At 71.4% G+C, this 22,854-nt stretch carries 18 protein-coding genes and 1 tRNA gene; 12 read left to right on the top strand and 7 right to left on the bottom strand.

Annotated features, from left to right (window positions below; all coding sequences use genetic code 11):
- Nucleotides 1-52: 52 nt before the first annotated feature.
- Nucleotides 53-1,477 carry an MFS transporter gene (locus tag QQ657_RS18100; RefSeq protein WP_284743338.1) on the bottom strand — a complete coding sequence of 475 codons (1,425 nt, stop codon included), beginning with the start codon at nt 1,475-1,477 and terminating at the stop codon, nt 53-55.
- A gap of 101 nt (nt 1,478-1,578) precedes the next feature.
- On the opposite strand from QQ657_RS18100, the gene QQ657_RS18095 reads away from it, so the two are divergent.
- The 3 genes from QQ657_RS18095 to QQ657_RS18085 all read left to right on the top strand — a co-directional run bounded on the left by QQ657_RS18095 (nt 1,579) and on the right by QQ657_RS18085 (nt 4,262).
- Nucleotides 1,579-2,412, top strand: a complete 834-nt coding sequence (locus QQ657_RS18095; RefSeq protein WP_284743337.1) for a helix-turn-helix transcriptional regulator — start codon at nt 1,579-1,581, stop codon at nt 2,410-2,412.
- Between the two features lie 66 nt (nt 2,413-2,478).
- A complete protein-coding gene (locus QQ657_RS18090; RefSeq protein WP_284743336.1) occupies nt 2,479-3,597 on the top strand; it encodes a sensor histidine kinase in 1,119 nt (372 codons plus the stop codon).
- Nucleotides 3,594-4,262, top strand: coding sequence for a response regulator (locus tag QQ657_RS18085; RefSeq protein ID WP_284743335.1), 669 nt, complete (start codon nt 3,594-3,596; stop codon nt 4,260-4,262). The genes QQ657_RS18090 and QQ657_RS18085 overlap by 4 nt, the downstream gene beginning before the upstream one ends.
- A gap of 163 nt (nt 4,263-4,425) precedes the next feature.
- On the opposite strand, the gene QQ657_RS18080 is transcribed toward QQ657_RS18085, so the two are convergent.
- The 3 genes from QQ657_RS18080 to QQ657_RS18070 all read right to left on the bottom strand — a co-directional run bounded on the left by QQ657_RS18080 (nt 4,426) and on the right by QQ657_RS18070 (nt 8,154).
- A complete protein-coding gene (locus QQ657_RS18080) occupies nt 4,426-5,463 on the bottom strand; it encodes a class I SAM-dependent methyltransferase (protein ID WP_284743334.1) in 1,038 nt (345 codons plus the stop codon).
- A gap of 1 nt (nt 5,464) precedes the next feature.
- The gene (locus tag QQ657_RS18075) at nt 5,465-6,682 is read right to left on the bottom strand and encodes a DUF1707 domain-containing protein (RefSeq protein ID WP_284743333.1); all 1,218 of its coding nucleotides are present in this window, start codon (nt 6,680-6,682) and stop codon (nt 5,465-5,467) included.
- Between the two features lie 155 nt (nt 6,683-6,837).
- On the bottom strand, nt 6,838-8,154 hold the full coding sequence (locus QQ657_RS18070) for an alginate O-acetyltransferase AlgX-related protein (RefSeq protein ID WP_284743332.1): 1,317 nt from the start codon (nt 8,152-8,154) through the stop codon (nt 6,838-6,840).
- Nucleotides 8,155-8,215: 61 nt separating this feature from the next.
- Between QQ657_RS18070 and QQ657_RS18065 the strand changes: the two genes are divergently transcribed.
- Together QQ657_RS18065 and QQ657_RS18060 are read left to right on the top strand one after the other, a co-directional pair.
- On the top strand, nt 8,216-9,622 hold the full coding sequence (locus QQ657_RS18065; protein WP_284743331.1) for an SAM-dependent methyltransferase: 1,407 nt from the start codon (nt 8,216-8,218) through the stop codon (nt 9,620-9,622).
- Nucleotides 9,623-9,665: 43 nt separating this feature from the next.
- Nucleotides 9,666-12,842 carry a glycosyltransferase gene (locus QQ657_RS18060; RefSeq protein WP_284743330.1) on the top strand — a complete coding sequence of 1,059 codons (3,177 nt, stop codon included), beginning with the start codon at nt 9,666-9,668 and terminating at the stop codon, nt 12,840-12,842.
- Here QQ657_RS18060 and QQ657_RS18055 read toward each other — a convergent pair whose 3' ends face one another.
- On the bottom strand, nt 12,843-13,982 hold the full coding sequence (locus QQ657_RS18055) for a hypothetical protein (RefSeq protein ID WP_284743329.1): 1,140 nt from the start codon (nt 13,980-13,982) through the stop codon (nt 12,843-12,845).
- A 215-nt stretch (nt 13,983-14,197) separates the two neighbouring features.
- On the opposite strand from QQ657_RS18055, the gene QQ657_RS18050 reads away from it, so the two are divergent.
- The 4 genes from QQ657_RS18050 (at nt 14,198) to QQ657_RS18035 (ending at nt 17,670) form a co-directional block, all read left to right on the top strand.
- Nucleotides 14,198-14,821, top strand: coding sequence for a hypothetical protein (locus QQ657_RS18050; protein WP_284743328.1), 624 nt, complete (start codon nt 14,198-14,200; stop codon nt 14,819-14,821).
- A gap of 68 nt (nt 14,822-14,889) precedes the next feature.
- The gene (locus tag QQ657_RS18045) at nt 14,890-16,437 is read left to right on the top strand and encodes a serine/threonine-protein kinase (RefSeq protein WP_284743327.1); all 1,548 of its coding nucleotides are present in this window, start codon (nt 14,890-14,892) and stop codon (nt 16,435-16,437) included.
- 261 nt (nt 16,438-16,698) lie between these two features.
- Nucleotides 16,699-17,238: a DUF2716 domain-containing protein gene (locus tag QQ657_RS18040; RefSeq protein ID WP_284743326.1), complete on the top strand. Its 540-nt coding sequence runs from the start codon at nt 16,699-16,701 to the stop codon at nt 17,236-17,238.
- A 33-nt stretch (nt 17,239-17,271) separates the two neighbouring features.
- Nucleotides 17,272-17,670: an immunity 7 family protein gene (locus QQ657_RS18035; RefSeq protein WP_284743325.1), complete on the top strand. Its 399-nt coding sequence runs from the start codon at nt 17,272-17,274 to the stop codon at nt 17,668-17,670.
- Here QQ657_RS18035 and QQ657_RS18030 read toward each other — a convergent pair.
- Together QQ657_RS18030 and QQ657_RS18025 are read right to left on the bottom strand one after the other, a co-directional pair.
- A complete protein-coding gene (locus QQ657_RS18030; protein ID WP_284743324.1) occupies nt 17,667-19,133 on the bottom strand; it encodes a phosphocholine-specific phospholipase C in 1,467 nt (488 codons plus the stop codon). The genes QQ657_RS18035 and QQ657_RS18030 overlap by 4 nt on opposite strands.
- Before the next feature lie 212 nt (nt 19,134-19,345).
- Nucleotides 19,346-19,418, bottom strand: a tRNA-Gly gene (locus tag QQ657_RS18025).
- 188 nt (nt 19,419-19,606) lie between these two features.
- Here QQ657_RS18025 and QQ657_RS18020 point away from each other — a divergent pair.
- The 3 genes from QQ657_RS18020 (at nt 19,607) to QQ657_RS18010 (ending at nt 22,597) form a co-directional block, all read left to right on the top strand.
- Nucleotides 19,607-21,142: a sigma-70 family RNA polymerase sigma factor gene (locus QQ657_RS18020; protein WP_284743323.1), complete on the top strand. Its 1,536-nt coding sequence runs from the start codon at nt 19,607-19,609 to the stop codon at nt 21,140-21,142.
- A 114-nt stretch (nt 21,143-21,256) separates the two neighbouring features.
- The gene (locus tag QQ657_RS18015) at nt 21,257-21,697 is read left to right on the top strand and encodes a DUF983 domain-containing protein (protein WP_284743322.1); all 441 of its coding nucleotides are present in this window, start codon (nt 21,257-21,259) and stop codon (nt 21,695-21,697) included.
- Nucleotides 21,698-21,736: 39 nt separating this feature from the next.
- The gene (locus tag QQ657_RS18010) at nt 21,737-22,597 is read left to right on the top strand and encodes an Fpg/Nei family DNA glycosylase (protein WP_284743321.1); all 861 of its coding nucleotides are present in this window, start codon (nt 21,737-21,739) and stop codon (nt 22,595-22,597) included.
- Nucleotides 22,598-22,854: the final 257 nt, after the last annotated feature.

Here is a 22,854-nt window from a genome sequence, read left to right as displayed (position 1 = left end):
CCTCATAGTCGTCCGGCGCGCACCTTTTCCGACGGGTGAATCCCGGACTTTTTCAGACCCGCGGGTCGGGCAGCCGCCGCCCGGTGACCGCGACGATCGCCGCCAGCACCGCCACCACGCCGATCACCAGCGCGAACGCGTCCCGGCTCCCCAGCGAACCCGAAAGGGAGGCGTACAGACTCCCCAGCGTCGCCACGCCCAGCGCCAGCGCCGTCTGCTGGTTGGTCGTCATCACGCCCGACCCGACCCCGGCCAGGTCCGTGGGCACGTGCGACAGCACGATCCGGAACAACGTCGTCATCGCGAGCGCGTTGCCCACGCCGATCGCCACCATCGCCGGGGCCAGATCGAGAATCGTCACGTGCGGCCACGCCGCCAGCGTCGTGCACAGCAGGGCCACCATGCCGAGCGCCGTGATCGCGCCGCCGATCGGCACGACCTTCTGGCCGTAGCGCGCCACCAGGCGGCTGCTCAGCATCGACACCGTGAAGTACGCGACCGCCAGCGGGGTCAGCGCGCCGCCCGCGCCGAGCGGCCCGAAGTGCAGGCCCTCCTGCAGCGTCATCGCGAACACGAACATGAACGAGCCGAACGCGGCGAAGAACGGCACCGCCACCATCAGCCCGCGCCGGACGCTCGGCAGGCGCAGCACCGACGGCGGCAGCAGCGGCGTTCCCCCGAGCCGCTCCGAGCGCCGTTCGACGTGCACGAGAGCCGCGGCCGAGAACGGCGACAGCGCCAGCAGCACGATCGTCCACAGTGGCCAGCCCAGTGCCCGGCCCTCCATCAGCGGGACCAGCAGCGACAGCAGGGTCACCGCCAGGAGGAGCGTGCCGAGGCGATCGACGCCCAGCGGGTTGTGTGCGCGGCTCTCCGGCAGCCGGCGGGCCATCACCAGTACCACCAGCCCGATCGGCACGTTCAGCAGGAAGATCGGCCGCCAGCCGGTGCCGAACAGGTCGGCCGCCACCAGGCCGCCGCCGAGGAGCTGGCCGACCACCGTCGACAACCCGCCCGTCGCGCCGAAGAGCCCCAGCGCGCGCGAACGTTCTTCGCCGGACGTCGTCGCCTGGATGATCGACAGCACCTGCGGCAGCAGCATCGCCGACGCCGCCCCCTGCGCGGCGCGGGCGATCACCAGCGTCGTCGCCGTCGGGGCGATTCCGCAGGCCAGGGACGTCAACGTGAAGAGCCACAGGCCCACGAAGAACAGCCGCCGCCTGCCGAACGCGTCGCCGAGGCGGCCGCCGACCACCAGCAGCACCGCGTACGCGATGCCGTAGGCGGCCACCACCAGTTCGAGGGTCGCCGTGGACGCGTGGAGGTCGGCATCGATCGTCGGTAGCGCGACGTTGACGATGAAGAAGTCGATGATCGGCAGTGCCGCCCCCAGCAGCACGGTGACCAGGCCGGCGGGGGTCAGTCCCGGCCGGGCAGGAGCGCCGAGGGTGGTCGGCGCGAGTTGAGTCGTGGTCATGGGTACTACGATCGGCCCACTTCCAAACTGGTACCAGTTGTTGTTTATCCAGGTACCATCACTACCTGGTACCAGTTTCGGGCGCGTGCGATCCTGGCACCATGACCACCGCCGTCGAATCCGAACTCCGCCGCCAGGAGCTGGCGAGGTTCCTGCGCAGCCGGCGTGAGCGGATCACGCCCGAGCAGGTCGGCCTCCCGCTGCTGGGCCGCCGCCGGACGCCGGGGCTGCGCCGCGAAGAGGTCGCGCAGCTCGCCGGCGTCGGGGTCACCTGGTACACGTGGCTCGAGCAGGGGCGCGACATCAACGCGTCCGAGCAGGTGCTGCAGGCGATCGCCCGCACGCTGCGGCTCGACCCGCACGAGCACACCCACCTCTTCCGCCTGGCCGGCGCGCCCGAGCCGGAGAGCGAGAAGGACTGCCAGGTCATCTCGCCGCAGCTGGAGCTGATGCTGAAGAAGCTGGAGCCGTACCCGGTCGCGGTGCGCAACGCCCGCTGCGACCTCCTGGGCTACAACCGCGGCTACAGCTGGCTGATGGGCGACGTCGACGCGATCCCGTTCGAGGACCGCAACACCCTGGTCCAGTGCCTGCTCAACCCGCAGTGGCGCGAGCGGATGCTCGACTGGGACACGAACATCCCGCGCGTCATCGCGTCCTTCCGGGCGGCGATGGCCGAGCACGTCGCCGAGCCGGCGTGGAAGAACCTGGTCAAGCGGCTCAAGGCGGAGTCGCCGCTGTTCGCCGAGCTCTGGCCGCACCACGACGTCAACTCCGAGCCGATCCGCACGAAGCGGTACCTGCACCCCGACGTCGGGCTGCTGCAGTTCAACTTCACCTACCTCTACTCGGGCCGCCGCTCGGAGATCACGGTGTCGACCTACACCCCGGCCGACGAGGAGACGGCGGCCAAGCTCCCGCTGATGTTCGACTGACGACGTACGCGGACTGTCGCTCTGTGACGGACGCGCGGACCCGCGGCGACCGGTAGTTTTCGCGACATGAGATGGCAACCGGGCTGGTCCCCGTGGGTGGGGCGCGTGGTGCGCACCATCGTGGTCACGGGGTTCGTGCTCGGGGCGACCAGCGGGGCGTCGCGATGGGATCCCAGCTCGCCGCAGATGACGCCGGGCGCCGGGCTGTGGCTCGTCGCCACCACGCTGACCCTGCTCGTCGTGCACCGCTTCCCGCTGACGCTGTTCCTGGTGACGGCCGCGTCCGCGTTCGGCTACTACACCTCGGGGCTGCCCGGCGGGCCGATCATCATCGTGCCGACCATCGCGTTGTTCGTGCTGACCCGGCAACGGGGGCCGCTCACGGCGGGCATCACCGGCTCGGCCGCGCTCGCCGCGGCCTACCTCGCGCACATCGTGACGACCGGGTCGTTCACGCTGGCGGCCGGCGCCGGGTTCGTCGTGGTGTGGCTGATCGCCGTCATCGGGGTCGGGACCGCCGTCCGCTACCAGCTCGACGCGCTCGCCGCCCGCCGCGAGCAGGCCGACGAGCACCGCCACCGGCTCGCCGAGCAGGAACGGCTGCGGATCGCCCGCGAGGTGCACGACGTCGTCGCGCACAGCCTCGCCATGATCAACGTCCAGGCGGGCGTCGCCGCGCACGTCGCCGACCGGCGGCCCGAGCAGGCGAAAGAGGCGCTGCTCAACATCAAGGCGGCCAGCGCGTCCGCGCTCAAGGACCTGCGCGCGACCCTGGCCGTGCTGCGCTCGGGTGAGGACAAAGCGCCCGCGCCGAGCCTCGCCCAGGCCGCCGAGCTGCTGGAACACGCGCGGGACGCCGGTCTCACGGTCGACGTCCACGGCGAGCCCGGCGACCTCCCGGCTCCCGTCGACGCGGCCGCGTACCGGATCCTGCAGGAGTCGCTGACCAACGTCGTCCGGCACGCCGACCAGCCGAAACGCGTTGACGTCCGGTTCGAGCGGAAGCCGGGAAGCTTCACGCTGCGAGTGCGTGACGACGGCCGCGGCACCGCCCCGCCGACACCGGGCCACGGCCTGCGGGGGATGTGCGAACGTGCCGCCGCGCTGGGCGGCCGGTGCACCGCCGGGCCGGTCGACGGCGGTTTCGAAGTGTGCGTCGAGCTACCGATCGAGGGGGAAGCATGATCCGCGTCCTGCTGGCCGACGACCAGGTTCTGGTCCGCGCCGGGTTCCGCGTGCTGCTGGAGACCGAAGACGGCTTCGAGGTCTGCGGCGAGGCGGGTGACGGCGAGCAAGCCGTGGCCGGCGCGATCGCGCACAAGCCGGACATCGTGGTGATGGACGTCCGGATGCCCGGCGTCGACGGTCTCGAAGCCACCCGCCGGATCACCGCGAACCCCGACCTCGCCGCGACGAAAGTGCTGGTCCTGACCACTTTCGACGTCGACGAGTACGTCTATGAAGCCCTGCGCGCGGGTGCCAGCGGGTTCTTGCTGAAGGACACCGAGCCGGTCGAGCTGCTGCGCGCGCTGCGGGTGGTGGCGAGCGGAGAGGCGCTGCTGGCGCCGACGGTGACGCGGCGGCTGATCCAGGAGTTCGTCGGCCGCCCGGAGAACCGGCGCATCGACACGAGCGCGGTCCGCGAGATCACCGACCGCGAGCGCGAGGTGCTGGGCCTGGTGGCGGGCGGCATGTCGAACGACGAGATCGCGGCCCACCTGGTGATCTCCACGGCGACGGCGCGCACCCACGTCAGCCGCATCATGACGAAGATCGGCGCCCGCGACCGGGCGCAGCTGGTGGTGCTGGCCTACGAGTCGGGGCTGGTCACCCCGCGCCACTCCGCCTGACCCGGCGCACGACGCGGAACGCCCGGAACAGGAACACCACCGCGAGGGCGGCGACCAGGCAGATCCAGATCATGTCGCCTCCTTCCCCCGGCCGATGCTCTGCTTACAGGGCGTTCGGGAGTGGGACGGCGTTCACCGACACGGCGGAAGTCACACCTTCGGGCTACTCGGAGACCTTCTGCAGCCAGATGTTCCCGCCGGAGTTACCCGCCAGCTCAGGGACCCGGCCCTCCAGCAGATCGCGGTGGCAGGCCCACATGAACTGCTGGTACCAGCGGATCTCGAAGCGCCGGTTGTACATCAGGAACGCCCGGAGCAGGTAGTCCTCCTGCCACGCGCGCCCTTCGACCAGCCAGTCCATCGGGTACTCGAACGGGAAGAAGACGTCGTGGACGTGCACCCACACGCCGTCGTTGAGCCGGGGGAGCACCTCGAAGAACAGGTAGTTGACGTCGGAGCCCGCCTTGACCACGTGGGTCGAGTCGATGAACAGCACGTCACCGGCCTGCAGCTGCGCGAACGTCTCCAGCGGGACGTCCTGCACCGCCTGGCCGAGCACCCGGACGCGCTCTTCGTCGCCCGGCCGGAACAGGCTCTCCAGCAGCTGCGGGTACGGCTCGACGCAGGTCAGCTCCAGGTCGGGGAGCCAGCCGTCGGCCGTGTCGAGCGTCATCGCCGTCGAGTAACCCGAGCCGACCTCGATCATCCGCTTCGGGCGCAGGTGCCGGAGCATCGTGTGCAGGACGATCGCGTCCGACCACGAGTACGCGGTGTTCTCGTAGAAGTACCGGTGCTTTTCCGTGCGCTCGGCGGTGAACGGGAGGTCGGCGGCGAGGTCCGCGAGCGTGCCGAACAGCTCGATCTGCTCCGCCTCCCGCAGGTCGACCGCCGGCGGGCGGGCGGTGATGTCGAACATCGCCGCGGCCCGGTTCCCGATCTCCTCCTTGGAGGCGAACGGCGAGTAGAAGTGCCCGGGCGGCACCCACGTGCGGTACTGCTCCTCGAACGCCTGCTTCTCCTCGACGACCTCGGCGTGGCGCGCCAGCAGCTCGTCGTGGTGGTTCATCAGGCTGTCGTAGCGCGCGGACAGCTGGTCCAAGCGCGCCGTCAGCCGGCTTTCGCGGACCTCGAGGTCGTCGTACGACTTCCGGGCGACGGCGTAGCGCTTGACCAGCTTGCGGAGCCGCTTCTCGAGCTGCATGTCAGTTGTTCGTGCGCTCGGTCGGCGGGGCCTTCTGGACCTGTGCGTTCAGCAGGGTCTTGAACGAGTCGAGCGTCGCGTCCTTGTCCGTGCCGTACGCGTCGACGATGATCACCCGGCTGTACAGGACGTACACCGCGCGGTAGACCGTCTGGCCACCGCCGTCCGGCGCGGCGAACACCGGCACGCCGTGCAGCGACAGGTCGCGGCTGGCGGTCAGGCCACCCTCCTGCTGGGCGTTCGCGTACTCCTGGGCCACCGGTCCGGTGGACTGCTTGTCCGGCATTTCGAGCGCGTACAGGCCGAGCGTCACGTCGCCGTCGGTCGTGGTCTTGAGCAGGCCCTCGGTCATCCCGCCCTGCTTGAGCCGTTCGGTCACCGTGGGCGGCAGGAACTTCGCCGACTCCAGCTTCGCGATGTCGAACGTGCCCCCGCCGGCGCGGGTCTTGCCGGCCGGCGTCACCAGCGACGCCGCGTTGTCGCTCGGCTCGGACTTGGCGGCGGGCGGCTCCGGCAGCGGCTTGGTCGTCGGTGCCGGCGGCGGCTGCTGGCTGGTGCTCTGGGCGACCGGGGTGGTCCCGCCGTTGTCCTTGATGAACAGCGCCCAGACGCCGAACCCGAGGCCGGCCAGCACGACCAGCCCGATCGCGGCGAACGCGATCTTCTTGCCCTTGCCGGACGAAGGCTGGGTCTGGAACGTCTCGGGGCCCTGGCTGATCCAGCCCGCGTTGCCGGCGTTCGGCGGCCCCATCGGCGGGAAGTCCGAGCCACCCCACGGCGGGCTGACGTCCTGCGGGGCCGCGCCCCACGGTTCCGGCTGCTGCGGCCGGGCGAACCCGCCGGCGGGCGAGGGCTGGTTGTAGTTCGGCTGCTGCATCGGCTGGGGGAACCCGCCCGAGGGCGAGTTCGGGTGCTGCTGCTGCCACGGCTGCACGACCTGGGTGCGCTCCCCGCCGCCCGCGTCGGCGTTGGACACGACCTGCGTCGCGTCCGCCGAGCCCGCCGAGTCGGAGCCGGGCTGGTGCTGCTGCGCCGGCGGTGACACCGGCGTGATGATCTGGGTCTCCGCGGCGGTCGACGGCTGCTGCTGCGACGGGCTGTCGTTGGCCGTGACGGCCATGCTCAGCACGCGATCACGCCGGGTCCGGTACTCGTCCGCGGTCAGGCTCCCCGCTGCGAGCTCCTCGTCCAGCCTGCGCAGCTCTTCCTGCCAGGTCACCCCGGTACCCCCTTCGGGTAGGTCGTCCCGAAACCATGCGAACGTGCGGCCGAACACCTTCCTGGCCGCACGCAGTCATTGTGCACGGGTGCTCTCACTCGTTGGCGGCCACCACCCCGTCGTTACCGACGTGAGTCGGTAGCCGACCGGCGAGGTCAGCGCGGGTGCCGGGCGAGTGCGTTCGCCAGCTCCCCGATCGTCTGGTCGCGCAGCAGCGACGACGACCCGCCGGTGACGCTGCGCTCGACGAATTCGAAAGTGACGACGTCCCGGTCGGCGAACATCTCGGCCAGCTGGGCTTCGTTGCTTTCGGCCACGGTGTCGCCGTGCACGATGGTGACGTCCTGGCAGGTGGCGGCCAGGTAGGGCGTCGCGAACTGGGTGAAGGAGTCGGCCACGATGCCGACCTTCGGGGCGATCGAACCGACCGGCCGCGCGCCGTCCGGCTGCGTCAGGTGCAGCGGCGACCGGAAGTCGCTGGCGATGTAGCGGGTGCGGTCGACGCCGCCGTCGGTGCTGAGGCTGTACGTCGGCAGCTGGCGCTGCTCGGTGCGGCCGAGCACGCGGGCCAGGTCCGCCGGCCACGGCCGGACGCCGTCGGGCGCGGCCCGCCAGTTCGTCGTGCTGCCGGGCGTGATCGCCTGGCCCAGCGCGTAGGTCATGACCAGGCCGCCGTCGTAGGACCAGTGCGTGTCGTTCGGGTCGTAGAGCGGCCGGCCGAGCCGCTGCTTGGCGTCGGCGAGCGCGGGGCGCAGGTCCAGCCCCCCGGTCTCGCGCGGCACCCGGTTCCAGAAGTCGGTGGTCCTGGCCTGGGCGCAGGACTTGCCGACGTAGTCGTCCGGCAGGTGGGACGGCTCTTCGGTGTACTTGTCCGGCGCGAAGACCAGCACGAACTTGCGTCCGGAGTTCTCGACGGCCGCGCGCAGCCGCTGCAGCGCGGAGACGACGTGGTCGATGTCCATCACCGGCCGGCACTTCGCGTTGACGTCCTCGCCGAGGTACAGCCAGCCGTCCTTGCCCGGGATCACCTGCGGGTAGACGTACCCGGGGACGTCGCCGGTGCCGGCGGGCCGCTGGCCCTGGTCGATGCCGACGGTGTCGTGGTTGGTCCCCTGCCCGGAGCCGGGCGGGTCGCCGAAGACGCCGGTGCCGATGCCGTCCGCGGCCTGGACGCCGGCCTGCCGCAGCGGCAGGTGGTCGGTGGCCCAGCCGGTCAGCCCGGTGAAGAACCCCCAGCCGTCGCCGAGGCTGGGGAACGGCCGCAGCGGCCGGTTCTCGAACGCCGTCGGCTGCACGCCGACGACCCACAGCAGCACCGGGGCCATGAAGAAGACGATCGCGCACGTCAGCGCCGTGCGCTGCCGGCTGCTGTGCCGCGGGCGGTAGAGGTTGTGCTCCTTCGGGAGCCACGACTCCGGCGTCAGCGGCAGTTTCCCGGTGGCGGGTGACTGCGGACGGAGTCGGGACGGCACGCCCGTATCCTAGCGCCGGGCCGGAACCGGACGAGCCGGAACCGGGGATGCGGGGATGGCGATGAGCGACCGGGGACCCGGCTACGAGCAGCGTCTGGCGCGCGAGCGGGAGACGTTCGCCGGTCAGGTCGAGGTGCACGGCAACCTGCCGCCGTCGGCGCACCACTGGTCCGAGCGGCACACGCGGCCGAAGCTCGAAGCACTCGGCGTCCCGAGCATCGAAGAGCTGATCGTCGGCGAGATCGCCGAGCGGGCGCAGCGGCTCGACCGGGACGTCGTCGTGCTCTCGCTCGGCAGCGGCAACGGCGACCAGGAGCTCGGCTGGCTGCGCACGCTGGCCGCGGCCGGGCAGCACAACGTGCGGCTGCGGCTGCTGGAGCTGAACCCCGACATGCAGGCGCGCGCGGAAGCGTCGGCGCGGGAACTGGGCTTCGCCGGCCGGGTCGAGCTGATCACCACAGACTTCAACACCTGGCGCGCCGACACCGCCCACGACGTCGTCGTCGGCTACCAGGCGCTGCACCACGTCCTCGACCTCGAACACCTCTACGGCCAGATCCGGGCGGGGCTCGATCCCGCCGGCGTCCTCGTCGTGCACGACATGATCGGGCGCAACGGCCACCGCCGCTGGCCCGAGGCCCTGGAGGTCATCGACCGGATCTGGGCGACGCTGCCGCCGCGGCTGCGCCGCAACGCCATGACCGGCGAGGTCGACGAGCGGTTCGTCGACATCGACTGCGCGGCCGACGGGTTCGAAGGCATCCGGGCCCAGGACGTGCTGCCGGTGCTGCTCGACCACCTGCACCCCAGCCTCTTCTTCCCCTACGGCAACGTGATCGACCCGTTCGTCGACCGGATCTACGGCCCCGGCTTCGACCTCGCCGAACCCGCGGACGTGCGGCTGCTCGACCACCTCGGCACCCTCGACGACACCCTCGTCGACCTGGGCGTCGTCAGCCCGACGCACCTCATCGGGCTCTTCCACCCGACCGAGCAGCCCTTGCGGGTGCACGGCTCGCGGACGCCGGAGCGGTCCGTGCGCGACACCGGTGTCGTCGATCCGGCCGGGCGCGTGTCGTTCCGGCCCGGCACGCCCGGCGACCGGCTGGTGCGCGGCGCCGGCGTGGTGACCGGCCGGATGAACGGCGTCGCCCACGACGACTGGGCCGCGCCGTCGGTCGAGTTCCCGCTCCTCACCACGGCCGCGATCGGGGCGCTCGAGCTGCGGACCTTCGTCCCGGACGAGTCCGCCGACCACGGCAGCGTGACGATCGCGGTCGACGGCGTGCCGGTCGCGAAGGCGGACGTCGGCCCGGGGCTGGTCGAGCAGGTCGTGCCGGTCCCGATCGACGCGCACCGGCAGGTCCGGCTCTCGTTCGACGCCGACTGGTCGATCACCGCCGGTTCCGGCGCCGACCGGCGCACGCTGTCCTACATCCTGGTCGGGCTGCGCCTCCTCGAAAGGTGAGGCCCGCCCCCGCGTCCCTGCTCGGACGGCTAATCTGCCCGCCATGGGCAAGGGGACGAACGGCGAGCGGCTGATCGAGTGGACCGGCGAGCGGTGCGTGCCGTGGACCGAAGATCTCCAGGTGATCTACGAGCACTACCACCGCTACGCGTTCGCGGCCCGCTTCGTCGCCGGCAAGCGGGTGCTCGACCTGGCCAGCGGCGAGGGCTACGGCAGCGGGCTGATGGCGAAGTCGGGCGCCGAGGTCGTCGGCCTCGAGCTGGACCCGGTCACCGTCGAACACGCCAGGAAGAACTACCCGGGCGTCCGCTTCGAGACCGGTTCGATCACCGACCCCACGGCCCTCGACGGCGAACGCTTCGACGTCATCACCTGCTTCGAGGCGATCGAGCACGTCGACGAGCAGGACCGGCTCATGGAACTGGTTCGCAACCGGCTCACGCCGTCCGGGATCTTCCTGTGCAGCACGCCGGACATCGAGGTCTACTCCCACGACCACGGCAACGAGAACCCGTACCACGTGCACGAGCTGACCGGCCCGGCGTTCCGCTCGCTGCTCTCGGAGAGCTTCGAGCACGTCGTCGTGCTGCGCCAGAACGTCGCGGTCGGTTCGCTGATCCACGACGACGGCGCGGGCACCGGCGCCGAAGTGCTCACCGTGCGGCCGGACGACGCCGACGGCTGGGTCGTCGAGCCGGGGGCGCCGCACACCTACTTCATCGCCGTCGCGTCGGCCGGGCCGGTCGAGGTCCCCACGACGTCCGCGATGCTCGACCCGAAGCTGACGCTCGTCGCGCGCGCCGCGGCCGAAGCCGGGCGCCTCCACGCCGAGCTGGCCCGTACCGAAGCCGAGCGTGAGCGGGCCGCGGCCGCCGAGACGCGCCTGACCGCCGAACTGGCCGACGCCACCACCACCGGACGGCAGGCCGCCGCCGAGCGCGACGAGGCGCTCGGCCAGGCCGAACGCGCCCGCGTGGACCGGCGTCGCGCGGCCGAAGAGCTGAATCTCCTCAAGCGCAAGGCCGGTTACGACACCGAACGCCTCGCGTGGCTGGCGGGCAACAACACCGGGCTCGCCGACACGATCGGCCGGCTCGCCGCCGAAAACGACAAGCTGCGCGCGGAGACCTCCGCCCTGGCCCAGCGGCTGATCGGCAAGTACCGGGGGTCGATCGAGAAGTTCGCCCCGCGCGGCACGCGCCGGCGCGACCTCTACGAGACGGCGCTGGGGCGTCAGGCGGGCGCGGCGCCGGCCACGCCGGCGGTGCCCGGGCCGGTCACGGTGACCACCAGCGACCAGCCGATCGTCAGCGTCGTCATCCCGGTCTACGGCAACTGGGCGTTCACCCGGACCTGCCTCGACTCGATCCAGCGGCACCTGCCCGCGACGCCGTTCGAAGTGATCGTCGTCGACGACGCCTCCCGCGACGACTCGGCCGACCGGGTCGCCGGCTGCGCCGGGGTCCGGCTGGTGCGCGCACCGAAGAACCTCGGGTTCGTCGGCGCCTGCAACCTGGGTGCCGAGAACGCGCGCGGCGACTTCATCTTCTTCCTCAACAACGACACCGAGGTCCGGCCGGGCTGGCTCGACGAGCTGGTCGCCGTGGTCGAGTCCCGGCCCGACGTCGGTCTCGTCGGCTCGAAGCTGGTCTACCCGGACGGCCGTCTCCAGGAGTGCGGCGGCATCATCTGGGCCGACGGCACCGGCTGGAACTACGGCAGGCTGCAGTCGCCGGACGCGCCGTGGTTCCAGGCCCTGCGCGACGTCGACTACTGCTCGGGCGCGGCCGTCCTGGTCCGCCGCGAGCTGTTCGAGCGCGTCGGCGGCTTCGACAAGCGCTTCGCGCCCGCGTACTACGAAGACACCGACCTCGCCTTCGCCGTGCGGGCCGCCGGGTACCGCACGATGGTCCAGCCCGCGTCGGTCGTCGTGCACCACGAAGGCATCACCAACGGCACGGACGTCTCCTCCGGCGTGAAGCGCCACCAGGAGCTCAACCGCGGCGTCTTCGTCGACAAGTGGAGCGTCCAGCTGCGCGACCACTTCCCCGAGGCGAGCCCGCGCGCGGTCTGGGCCGGGCGGCAGCGCACGAAGGACGGCCACCGCGGCGGCACCGTGCTGGTCGCCGACCACCAGGTGCCGATGCCGGACAAGGACTCCGGCTCGGTGCGGATGTTCCGCATCCTCGAGCTGCTCGTCGGCCTCGGCCACCGGGTCGTGTTCATGCCGCTCAACAACGCCCTCCCCGAGCCGTACGCGGACGCGCTGTACCGCGCGGGCGTCACGGTGGTGACCGGGCTCGGCGAACAGCAGGAGTTCCTGCGCGACGCCGGGGCCGACCTGCGGCTGGCGGTGCTGTCGCGGCCGCACGTCGCCTGGCAGCTGCTGGAGCAGGTCCGCGAGCACGCCCCGGACTGCGTCATCGCCTACGACACCGTCGACGTCCACTTCGTCCGGCTCAACCGGCAGGCCGACCTGGCCGCGCGGCTCGGCGAAACCCGGGAGGAGCTGACGCTGCGGCGGCGGGCCGAAGTGCTGCGCGAGTCCGAGCTCGGGCTCACCCGCGCCACCGACGTCACGTTCACCGTGTCCGATGTGGAGCGTGCGCTGCTGCGGGAGCTCGTGCCCTCGGCGCGCGTCGAGGTGCTGTCCAACGTGCACCACGCCGACGCCGTGCCCGCCGTCCCGGACGGCCGCTCGGGCGTGCTCTTCGTCGGCAGCTTCGACCACGTGCCCAACCGGGACGCGGCGCGCTGGCTGGCCACCGAGATCATGCCGCTCGTGCGGCGCCGGTGCCCGGACGCGGTGGCGCAGATCGTCGGCAGCAACCCGCCGCGGGAGATGTTCGACCTCGCCGGCGAAGGCGTCGTCATCCGCGGCTGGGTCCCGGACCTCGACAGCGCTTACCGCGAGGCCCGGGTCGTCGTCGCGCCGCTGCGCTTCGGCGCCGGGGTGAAGGGGAAGCTGGGGGAGAGCCTCGGTTACGGCGTCCCGGCGGTCGTCACCCCGCTGGCCGCCGAGGGCATGCACCTGACCCACGGCCGCGACGTCCTCGTCGGCGGCACGGCCGAGGAGCTCGCCGAGGAGATCGTCACCCTGATCGAGGACGACAAGCTGTGGCAGCGGCTGTCCGAAGAGGGCAAGACCGTGGTGGACCGCCTCTTCGGCGCCGACGTCGCCCGCCGCACGCTGGCCGGGCTCCTCGACCAGCCGGCCTGATCAGCTGGGCGGCAGCGCTTTCTGGAACACGGCGAGCGCGTTGTCCAAGCTGGTCTTCAGCTCGTTCTTGTCCTGCGCGAACGGCTGGGACGCCCAGAGCACGAGCGCGACCTTGCCCGAGGTGTACCAGGTGCCGTCCATCCGCCGGTCGCCGCTGCGGCCGGTGACGGCCTTCGGATCGGCGGCGACCGGGACGAACCCGCCCGCGTCGGCGGCCGCGCGCAGGTAGTCGATGACGGCCTTCGCGTCGTCCGCCGAGCGGGTGGGCAGGGCGAACGCGATGTACCCCGTGTCCCCGGTGGCCGAGCCGCGGTAGACGAACTGCGTGACGCCGTGCTGCGAGAAGACCTGGGCGCTCTCCTTGGGGTAGAGGTTCAGGTCCAGGCCCTTGGCCAGCGACATCGTCGAGCTCTCCGGGTACTGCTTGCCGGGCAGCGGCGGAACCTGGTCCTCCAGCTGCGGCTGGGCCGCGGCGGCCGGGGGCTGCGGCACGAAGGTGGTCAGCGGGTCGTCGGGCTTCGGGTCGTCCTGCCCGAGCCACATCGTCCCGCCGATGATCATGCCGAGCACCACCAGCACGCCGAGCGCGATGAACGGCCAGGCGCGCCAGGACGACGAGCCGTCCCCGCCGAAGCGGTGCTTCCCCGGCGGCTCTTCCGATCCGGCGTCCCGCGGCGGCGGCAGGTGGGTTTCGCCGCGGGGCGGGGTGATCGGCGGGAACCGGCTGCCCGGCTCGTGGGCGGCCGGGCCGTCGATGCGCAGGTAGCGGGTCGGGACGATGTCGGCCGGGCTCGGCGCCGTCATCATGTGGTCCGGGATGGCCGGCACCGGGCTCGAATTCGCCGACACCGGCAGCCCGGTGCGCTGCCAGGGCGGGTGGGGCTTCTGGTACGGCACCGCGGGCCGCGGCGATTCGACGCGCTGCGGCGGCGGCACCGGGTGGCTGACCGGGTGGCTCGCGGGGTTGGCGCTCCGCCAGGTGTCACCCGGACGGCGCAACGGCGAGGGGACGGGTGAGGGCACGGTCGAACCGGAGGCCTGCGCGAGCAGCTCGTCGCGTTGTTTCCGGTGTTCAGCAGGCTCGATGCGGCCTTCGGCAAGCTCCGCGTCGAGGCGGCGAAGCTCTTCCTGCCAGCTCATCCATGGACCCCCATCCACCATTCGGGGCATCAGTTTGGCACGTGGGGCCGACCTGCGAGGTTGCGGTTCGAGGTTGATCGGCAACTTAGCGCAAGTCAGCGCGTTCCGGGAGTCCCCGCCACCCGTCACCTCGTCGGCCGCCGAAAACTGTCGTACATATGTTCTAAAATAGGCGTTGTCCAGGGGAGATGCCACCCGCGTGCGCGGGTGGTGCGATGGAGGAAGGCAGGGCCATGGCCTACATCACCCTGCCCACGTTCGTGGGCTACAGCGCGAGTACCGGTCCGTCGCGGTCGTCGTTCGTCCGGCGGCAGCGCAAGTTGTACGAAGACCCGGCGCGAGCGGCGTTCAACTACTACCGGAGGGCGGCGAACGCCGTGCGGTCCGGGCGGGCGGCGGGGCAGGACGCGACGGCGTTGCGCGCCCTCGTCAACGCCGCCGACGACCGGACGAAGCCGCATTACGCGGCGATAGCCGAGGGCTGGCTGCGCTACCTCGGCCGGAAGTCGCCGCGGCTGGTCGAGGTAGGGCGCGGCCGCTGCCGGATCGGCGACCTCGAGATCGGTGTCAGCCCGCAGCTCGGGCTCCGCAAGAGCGACGGCCGCCGGTACGCGACCTGGCTCTACTTCAAGGAGGAACCGCTGACGAAGAACTCGGCGCAGCTGGCGCTGTGGGTGCTGGAGCAGGCGATGCCGGACGTCCTGCCGGGTGGCCACGCGCTGGTGATCGACGTCCGCCGGAGCAAGGAGTTCCAGCTCTCCGCCCGCGACCGTGAACGGCTGCGGCCCTGGGCCCGCAGCGAGGCTTCGGCGTTCCTCACGCTCTGGGACGCCGCCTGAGCCGGGGAGGCGCCGGGTCCGTCCGGCGCCTCCCTTAGCATCGCCCCCGAGCGTTCAGGGGGGCGACGATGAGACTGGTCGCGGGACGGTACGCGATCTCGGCCGAGCTGGGCCGCGGCGGCATGGGCGTCGTCTGGCGCGCCGAAGACACGGTGCTCGGGCGGCCTGTTGCGCTGAAGGAGCTCGCCACTCCGCCGGGCGCGTCGCCGGCGCACCTCGAGCGGGTCATGCGCGAGGCGCGCACCGCGGGGCGGCTAAACGATCCTGGTGTCGTCACGGTCTACGACGTCGTCAGCGAGCAGGGCGCGACTTTCATCGTCATGGAGCTGGTGATCGCGCCGACGCTCGCCGACGTCATCGGGCGCGAAGGACCGCTGGCGAACGACCGCGTCGCCGCGCTCGGCCTGCAGGTGCTGGGCGCGCTGGAGAGCGCGCACGCGGCCGGCGTCGTGCACCGGGACGTCAAGCCCAGCAACATCATGGTGCTGCCCGGCGACCGCGTGAAGCTCGCCGACTTCGGCATCGCACGGGCGATGGACGACCCGTCGCTGACCCAGACCGGCGGCGTCATGGGCTCGCCCGGGTACATGGCGCCCGAGCTGTTCGCCGGGGCCGGGCCGTCGCCCGCGTCGGACCTCTGGTCCCTGGGCGCGACGCTCTTCCACGCCGCCGAAGGCCGCGCGCCCTTCCAGCGCACCACCACGGCCGCGACCCTGCACGCGATCATGTACGACCAGCCGGTGCTGGAGCGCTGCCGCGGCCCGCTCGCCGACGCCGTCCGCGGGCTGCTCACGCAGTCCGCTTCGGACCGGCTGACCGCGCCGGGCTTGCGTGGGCTGCTTTCCGCCGCGCGCAGCGCGATCACCGACTCGCCGACCCAGGCGGTCGACCCGGCTTCGCTGCCGACGATCGTCTTCGAGCCGGTGACGGCGAAGGTGGCGGCGCCGTCACCGACCACTGTGGACTGGGAGCGGCCCCGGAAGAAGCGGCTGCCACTGGTGTTGACGGGGGTGGCGGTCGCCGTCGTGGCCGCGCTCGGCGCGATCTTCTTCCTCAAGCCGGACAAGACCACGCCGGCGGCCGCGAGCGCCCAGGGGCCCGCGTCGACGTCGTCGTCCGCGCCGTCGACGACCAAGAAACCCAGCAGCAAGAAGCCCACACCGTCCCCGAGCACGTCGGCGTTGCCGGGCGCGAGTTCGACCACGCCGACTTCGACCGCCGGCGACAAGCCACACCCGGCCGAGGTGCCGCTGATCCGCTACCACCAGCCGGACGGCGGGCACTTCAGCGGAACGAAGAAGATCGGCCCACCGGCCGGGTTCACGAAGGAGGGCGTGTTCGGCAACCTCGTCGCGACGGACGAGCCGGGCACGCGGAAGCTGTTCGCCTGCAAGGTGAAGGACCAGAAGGACTGGTTCACCTCAACCGACCAGAGCGGCAAGTGCGAGGGCCAGCAGTCGCTCGGCCAGCTCGGCCACATCTACGCCAACCCGCCATCGTGGGGCACCGCGCGCCCGATCTACCGCTGCAACGCGGGCGCGAGCCACTTCGACTCGCTCGACGCGGGCTGCGAGGGGAAGACCAAGGAGTTCGTGATGGGCTACGTCATCGTCTGAACCACGCCGGCCACCAGCTCCGACTGTGGCTGTCGCCGCGCGAATCGGCCTTGCGGCTCGGCAGCACCGCCGCTGAGCTGCGCAAACCGTCTCGGACGAACGCGCCGTGGACGAAGAGGACTCGCATGGTGACAATCTGCCCGAACCCACCCGGTCGAGTGACACAGTTCGCGCCGAGCGAATGAGGGCTGGACAAACCGGATGCCGAACACGAAGCTTTCGCGTGTTCTTTCGTGCCCGGCCAAGTCAGAGGTCCTCACAGTGAATGCTGCCTGGGAAGCCGTCTCCCGCGTCGCCGACGAACCCGCTTGGTACTGGGTGTACGACAAGCTGGGGTTCTGGCCGAGCACCTACGCCCACGCGTGGCCGGGCTTCCGCGAGCCGGCGCCGTCGCGGACCTGGGACCTCTCGCCCGGCGATCTGGACCGCGCCTCGGCCGAGTTCCGCCTCGGCCCGTACGCGGTCGAGGAGCACCAGGTCTCGGCCATCGCGATGGCCGCGTTCCGTGAGGCCTGCGGCCCCGACGACTGGATGTGGGCGCTGCATTGGCAGCACCAGTCCTACCGCGTCCGCCCGCACCTGATGACCCCCGGCGCGCGCTGGCCGGTGCCGGTCTTCCCACGTGCGGACTACCACCTGTTCCTGGCTGCGGACTTCTCCTTCGGCACGCTCGGCCACCCGTGGGAGCGCACGCTCTGCGTGTTCGGCGAGAAGCTCGTGCCGGCGTTCGAGCGGCACGGCGAAGGCGTCCTGACGAACGTCCTGCGCAGCGATGGGAAGCCGTCCGCGCTGGCCCGCTGAGCTCGCGGTTGATCTCTTGCTACCGTTCTCCTGGTGTTCGAATATCACGGCTGGGTGACCATCCAGGCGACCGCGAGCGGCGATGACGACGCGGCGCTCCTGGAGCGCCTGGTCGACCGCGTGCACCGCGCTGTCCGCGACGCGGGTGACTTCGACCTGATCGACCTCCGCTGGAGCGCGGGCATGCCGATGCTCCACCTCGCGGGCTTCGACAAGCACGGCGGCCCCGGCTTGGAACTCCTCGACCTCTTCACCAGGGTCGGAGAACTGGCCGCGGGCTCGTACGGCCTGCTGCACGTGTGGGACGACCAGGACACCGAGCACGACAACGAGTTCCGCGTCTACCGGATGGCCCGGGGCCAGGTGACGGAACGCGAAGACCCGCACCTGACCCCGGTCGCCCCCACGGTTCTCGACGTCTACGAGCTCTAGCGGCGCGGCACCCGCGGCCGTCCGCCCGGCTCCTGCTTCGGCGGCTTCTGGCCGGTGCCCGGGAACGTCGGCGCCGGCAGGTTGGCCTGCTCGTAGCGGGACAGCGTCAGCGGTCCCGACGTGTCGGGCAGCACCGGCGGCTGCGCCTTGTGGTCGTCGAACCGGAACGCCGAGGTCAGGTCGCCGAACGTGTGGCGCCGCCACTGCGAGATGTTCGGCTCGGCCACGCCCGTCACCTTCTCCAGGAACTGCAGCGTCGACGTGTGGTCGAAGTTCTCGCTGCACACCCAGCCGCCCGCGGTCCACGGCGACACGACGATCGCCGGCACGCGGTAGCCCGCGCCGACCGGGAGGCCGTTGCCCGGGGTGCCGCCCGGCGACGTCTTCGTGACGAACTCGCCCGGCGTCCCGGCCGGCGGCGTCGGCGGCACGACGTGGTCGAACAGGCCGTCGTTCTCGTCGTAGTTGAGGATGAACACGGTCTTGGCCCAGACCTCGGGGTTGGCGGCGATCGCGTCGATCTTCGACGCGACGAACGCGGCGCCCTCGGCCGGCGTGTACTGCGGGTGCTCGGACGCCGTCGAGGTGCAGATGATCCACGAGACCGTCGGTAGCTTGCCGTTGCGCGCGTCGTACTCGAACTGGCCTTCGGGCCGGTGCGTGAGGCCGTTGACCGCCAGCGGCGAGTCCGCGGGCGCGTTCTTGAAGTTCGCGAAGTTCTCCAGCATGTTGCAGCCGTAGGTGTCGCTCTGCTCGTACACCTTCCAGCTGACGCCCGCCGCCTGCAGCCGCTCGGCGTAGGTCGTCCAGGTGTAGCCGCCGGCCGGAGCCTTGTTGTCGAGGATCGGGCCACCGTGCTCGCCGTCCGGATCGATCGTGCCGGTCATCCACATCATCCGGTTCGGCCAGGTCGGGCCGAACACCGAGCAGTGGTAGCTGTCGCAGATGGTGAACGCCTCGGCCAGCGCGAACTGGAACGGCAGGTCGGCGCGGGTGTGGTAACCCATGACGTAGGGGCCGTTCTTGCCGTCGGCCTTGCGGTGCGCCGGCAGCCAGCTGTCCATCTTCCCGCCGTTCCAGGCGTCGTGCTGGACCTGCCACGCGTGCGACGTCGACGGGATCTTCTGCGCGTTGGTGGCGTGCGTGTCCAGGTGGAACGGCAGCGCGTAGCCGGCGGGGTTCTCGGCGTCGGGCTGGTAGAAGATGGGCTTGCCGTTCGGCAGCCGCGCGGCGTGCGGGTCGCCGAACCCGCGCACCCCGGACAGCGTGCCGAAGTAGTGGTCGAAGGACCGGTTCTCCTGCATGAGCAGCACGACGTGCTCGATGTCGTCGAGCGAACCGTGCTTGGGGGCGCCCTGGGCGAGCGCCCGCTGGACGTTCGGCGGCATGAGGGTGGCGGCAGCGGCGGTGGCGGCGGCACCGGCGGCCCCACCGAGGAGACGACGACGGGTCAGTTCGGTCATGCTCAGCACGATCACGTCCGAGCATCACCCGAAGAGGTGGCATCGCGAAAACGTGGCCGGAACACCAGATGAAAACCATTGCCGAACCGGCACGAATCCGGCCAGAAGGCAACCGTTCGTCTGTGACGGCAGTCACCCGTGCGTCCGGGGCTTGGGGCCCAACGACAAAGAACCGCTGCCCGGGCGTCCCGAGCAGCGGTTCTTTGATCTTGAGCGGATGACGGGATTCGAACCCGCGACCCTCACCTTGGCAAGGTGATGCGCTACCAGCTGCGCTACATCCGCACTGCCTTGCTGATGAGAAGTACTCTACATCGTCTCGAAACTGCTCCGATGAGCGGGTCCCCCGGTGCCCTGACCCGGTACTTCGGCGTCACAGCTGGCGTACAAGGGGTGACGACGGCTGATTCCCTCCGTATGGTGTCCCCATTCGACCGAACGGGGAGACCTTCGGGGAGGAGGTGCCGGGCCGGATGACCGAGCTGGGCACGGCGCCGCCACCAGCGGCCTCGGAATCCGACGAGCAGGCACTGCTGCAACGACTTCGAAACGGCGAGGACGCCGCGTTCGGGGAGCTGTTCGAGCTGCACGCCGCCGCCGTCCGGAGACTGGCGCAGAGCCTGGCTTCCGACCGGTCCGAGGCCGAGGACATCACCGCGGAGACGTTCTTCCGCGTGCTCCAGGCCCTTCGCCGTGGCTCCGGCCCCCGGGACTACGTCCGCGCCTACCTGCTGACCGTCGCCCGCCGGGTCTCCTGGGAGTGGCACGGTGCCCGCCGCGACGTCCCCGTGTCGGACGACGAGCTGACGTTCCGCGCCGGCGCGGGTGCCGACACGCACGCCCGCACGGCCGAGCACACCCTGATCACGACGGCGTTCACCAGCCTGCCCGAGCGCTGGCGGACCGTCCTGTGGCAGACCGAGGTCGAGGGCGAGCAGCCCGCCATGGTCGCCACCCACTTCGGGTTGAGCGCGAACGCCACGGCCGCGCTGGCCCGGCGTGCCCGTCAGGGCCTCCGCGCGGCGTACTTACAGGCACACCTTTCGGTGAATCGCGGGCCGGATTCGTGCCGCGCGGTCGTCGAGAAGCTCGGCGGGTTCACCGCGGGCAGCGTCACCGGCGCCGAGGCGGAGCGGATCAAGGCGCACCTGCACGGCTGCCCGTCGTGCCGCGCGACCCAGGACGAGCTGCGCGACGTCTGCTCGTCGCTGCGCGCGCACGCCGGGGTGCTGGTGCTGCTGGTGCCGGCGGCGGGTGCCGCCGCGAGCGGCAGCGGCGTGCTGGCCGGGCTCGGCGCGACGATCAAGGGCGTGCTGGTCGGATCGAAGGTCAAGGTCGGGCTCGCGCTGGCGTCGACCGCGGCCGTGGGTGCCGTCGGCGTCGCGGCCGGTCCCGTCCTGTTCGGGACGACACCGGTGCAGGACGTCAGCCTGACCGGCGGCGCGCCCGAGCTCGTGGTGGTGCCGCCGACCGAGAGCCAGCACCAGCCGCCGCCTCAGCTGCAGCAGGACCCGCAGATCGGCATCGGCGTGCTCAACGGCCGCGGCACCGGGGCCGTCCCGGTCCGCCAGCGGAGCGGGAGCCGTCAGCTCGGGGCCAACGAAGTGCCCGACGTGCCGGGCGGCGACGTCCCGGCCGGGGACACCGGCACCGGCACCGGCGGCGACGGGCTGACCCCGCGCGACGACGTCACGTCGTCGACGTTCAGCACGCCCGACCACTCGTCGACGTCACCGAGGCTGGACTCCGAAACGCCGACCCCGGACCTGACGATCACCGAATCCGGTGACCCGACCGTGCCGGAGAGCGCGGACGCGCCGGAGCTCTCGCCGGACGGCTCGCCGACGGTGACCGGCAAGCCCGAGCCGACGGACGGGGACACCGGGACCACGGAGCCGTCGACCTCGGTGACCCCGACGTCGGGGAAGCCGTGCCCGAGCAGCACGTCCACCGTCACTGGTTCGAGCGAACCGGGCGATTCGACCTCGACCGGTCCGTCGGGTTCCTGAACTGCGGTGATCAACTTCCTCGGGGTGGGATGTCCGATTCCTCCCTCGCGCGGGCGAGCCCGGGCACGGTACCGTTGTGGGGCTCACCCTGCGGGCGTCCCGGGAGGCAACTGAATGAACCGGCTGGTGCGCGGCGAAGACGGCCGCGACTGGGTGGTCCGTGCGCAGATGGAATGGCGCGCACCGGCGACGGCCGACGACTTCGAGCACGATGTCGCCGGCAGCTACGGTCCCGGCATCGCGATGATCGTGGTGACCGTGCTGCTCGCCGTGATCCTCGTCGTGTGGACGCCGAACGAGGTGAACATCCCCGCGTGGGTGCTGCTGGCACTGCTGCTCGTGGTGCTGTTCTTCCCGCTGCGGTGGATCCTGCGCCGGCCGTGGACGGTGGTCGCGGAGACCGAGGGCGACATGACCGGCGACCGGCCGTCCGAGCGCTGGGTCGGCACCATCCGCGGCATGTTCACCGTGCAGGGCGAGGTCAAGAAGATCTCCAAGACGATCCAGCGCCACTCGCTGCCGGACTTCGACGGGCCACTGCACCCGGTCGAATAGCCGGTACCGGAATTCGGCCGAAGGGGTGAAACTGGGGGCATGCCCGAGCTACCCGAGGTCGAAGCGCTGGCGCACCACCTGCGTGAGAACGCGGTCGGCCAGACGATCTTCCGCATCGATGTCGCATCGTTGAGCGTCCTGAAGACGGCGACCCCGCCGTGGACCGAGCTGCACGGCCGCGAGATCACCGGCGCGACCCGGCACGGCAAGCACCTCGACGTCGTCGCGGGCGACCTGCACCTGGTCGTGCACCTGGCCCGCGCGGGCTGGCTGCGCTGGTCCGACGGCCTGGCCGCGGCGCCGCTCAAGCCGGGCAAGGGCCCGATCTCGCTGCGCGTGCACCTCGAGTCCGCCACCGGGCCCGGCTTCGACCTGACCGAAGCGGGCACGAAGAAGGGCCTCGCGGTGTGGATCGTCAAGGACCCCCAGGAGATCGCGAGCGTGGCCCGCCTCGGCCCGGACGCCCTTACGGTGGACGCCGTTCAGCTGCGCGAGCTGTTCGCCGGGCGGAACACCCGGCTGAAGTGGGCGCTGACCGACCAATCGCTGATCGCGGGCATCGGCAACGCGTACTCCGACGAGATCATGCACCGCGCGAAGCTCTCCCCGTACGCGACGATCGGCAAGCTCGACGAAGGCGCGCTGGAGACCCTGGCGGAGGCGATCGTCGAGATCGAGTCCGACGCGGTCGGGCGCTCGGTGGGCCAGAAGGCAGCGCGCCTGAAGGGCGAGAAGCGCTCAGGCCTGCGCGTCCACGCGCGCACGGGCCTCCCGTGCCCGGTCTGCGGCGACACGATCCGCGAGATCTCGTTCGCCGACAAGTCGTTCCAGTACTGCCCGACCTGCCAGACGGGCGGCAAGCCGCTCGCCGACCGACGGATGTCGCGGCTGCTCAAGTAGCCGGGTGACACCTGTGGTTACCACGTCACGCACCGGGATTCCCCCGTTCGGCCGCAGGTGCTGTGCCGTCGGCGGCCCGGACCCCGGCAGCCCCGCGATCGCCCTCAGCGAAACCGCCCTCTTCCTGGGACTTTCCCCGGATCCGGTGGAACAGGACGCCCCTCCCGCGTGTTGCGGACAGTGATCGGTCGGCCGGTCAACCGACTCTTAGTAGGGTCACCCCAACCCTCGGTCATCACAGTTGGACAGAAAGTGGG

Source organism: Amycolatopsis ponsaeliensis (assembly GCF_030182635.1).
Classification (GTDB): Bacteria; Actinomycetota; Actinomycetes; order Mycobacteriales; family Pseudonocardiaceae; genus Amycolatopsis; species Amycolatopsis ponsaeliensis.
This window is presented reverse-complemented; position numbering and strand designations above follow the sequence as displayed.

What these genes read in the sequence shown, in the direction of transcription:
- QQ657_RS18100 (WP_284743338.1), bottom strand. Translation starts at nt 1,477, where the DNA reads ATGACCACGACTCAACTCGCGCCGACCACCCTCGGCGCTCCTGCCCGG.
- QQ657_RS18095 (WP_284743337.1), top strand. Translation starts at nt 1,579, where the DNA reads ATGACCACCGCCGTCGAATCCGAACTCCGCCGCCAGGAGCTGGCGAGG.
- QQ657_RS18090 (WP_284743336.1), top strand. Translation starts at nt 2,479, where the DNA reads ATGAGATGGCAACCGGGCTGGTCCCCGTGGGTGGGGCGCGTGGTGCGC.
- QQ657_RS18085 (WP_284743335.1), top strand. Translation starts at nt 3,594, where the DNA reads ATGATCCGCGTCCTGCTGGCCGACGACCAGGTTCTGGTCCGCGCCGGG.
- QQ657_RS18080 (WP_284743334.1), bottom strand. Translation starts at nt 5,463, where the DNA reads ATGCAGCTCGAGAAGCGGCTCCGCAAGCTGGTCAAGCGCTACGCCGTC.
- QQ657_RS18065 (WP_284743331.1), top strand. Translation starts at nt 8,216, where the DNA reads ATGAGCGACCGGGGACCCGGCTACGAGCAGCGTCTGGCGCGCGAGCGG.
- QQ657_RS18060 (WP_284743330.1), top strand. Translation starts at nt 9,666, where the DNA reads ATGGGCAAGGGGACGAACGGCGAGCGGCTGATCGAGTGGACCGGCGAG.
- QQ657_RS18055 (WP_284743329.1), bottom strand. Translation starts at nt 13,982, where the DNA reads ATGAGCTGGCAGGAAGAGCTTCGCCGCCTCGACGCGGAGCTTGCCGAA.
- QQ657_RS18050 (WP_284743328.1), top strand. Translation starts at nt 14,198, where the DNA reads ATGGAGGAAGGCAGGGCCATGGCCTACATCACCCTGCCCACGTTCGTG.
- QQ657_RS18045 (WP_284743327.1), top strand. Translation starts at nt 14,890, where the DNA reads ATGAGACTGGTCGCGGGACGGTACGCGATCTCGGCCGAGCTGGGCCGC.
- QQ657_RS18030 (WP_284743324.1), bottom strand. Translation starts at nt 19,133, where the DNA reads ATGACCGAACTGACCCGTCGTCGTCTCCTCGGTGGGGCCGCCGGTGCC.
- QQ657_RS18020 (WP_284743323.1), top strand. Translation starts at nt 19,607, where the DNA reads ATGACCGAGCTGGGCACGGCGCCGCCACCAGCGGCCTCGGAATCCGAC.
- QQ657_RS18015 (WP_284743322.1), top strand. Translation starts at nt 21,257, where the DNA reads ATGAACCGGCTGGTGCGCGGCGAAGACGGCCGCGACTGGGTGGTCCGT.
- QQ657_RS18010 (WP_284743321.1), top strand. Translation starts at nt 21,737, where the DNA reads ATGCCCGAGCTACCCGAGGTCGAAGCGCTGGCGCACCACCTGCGTGAG.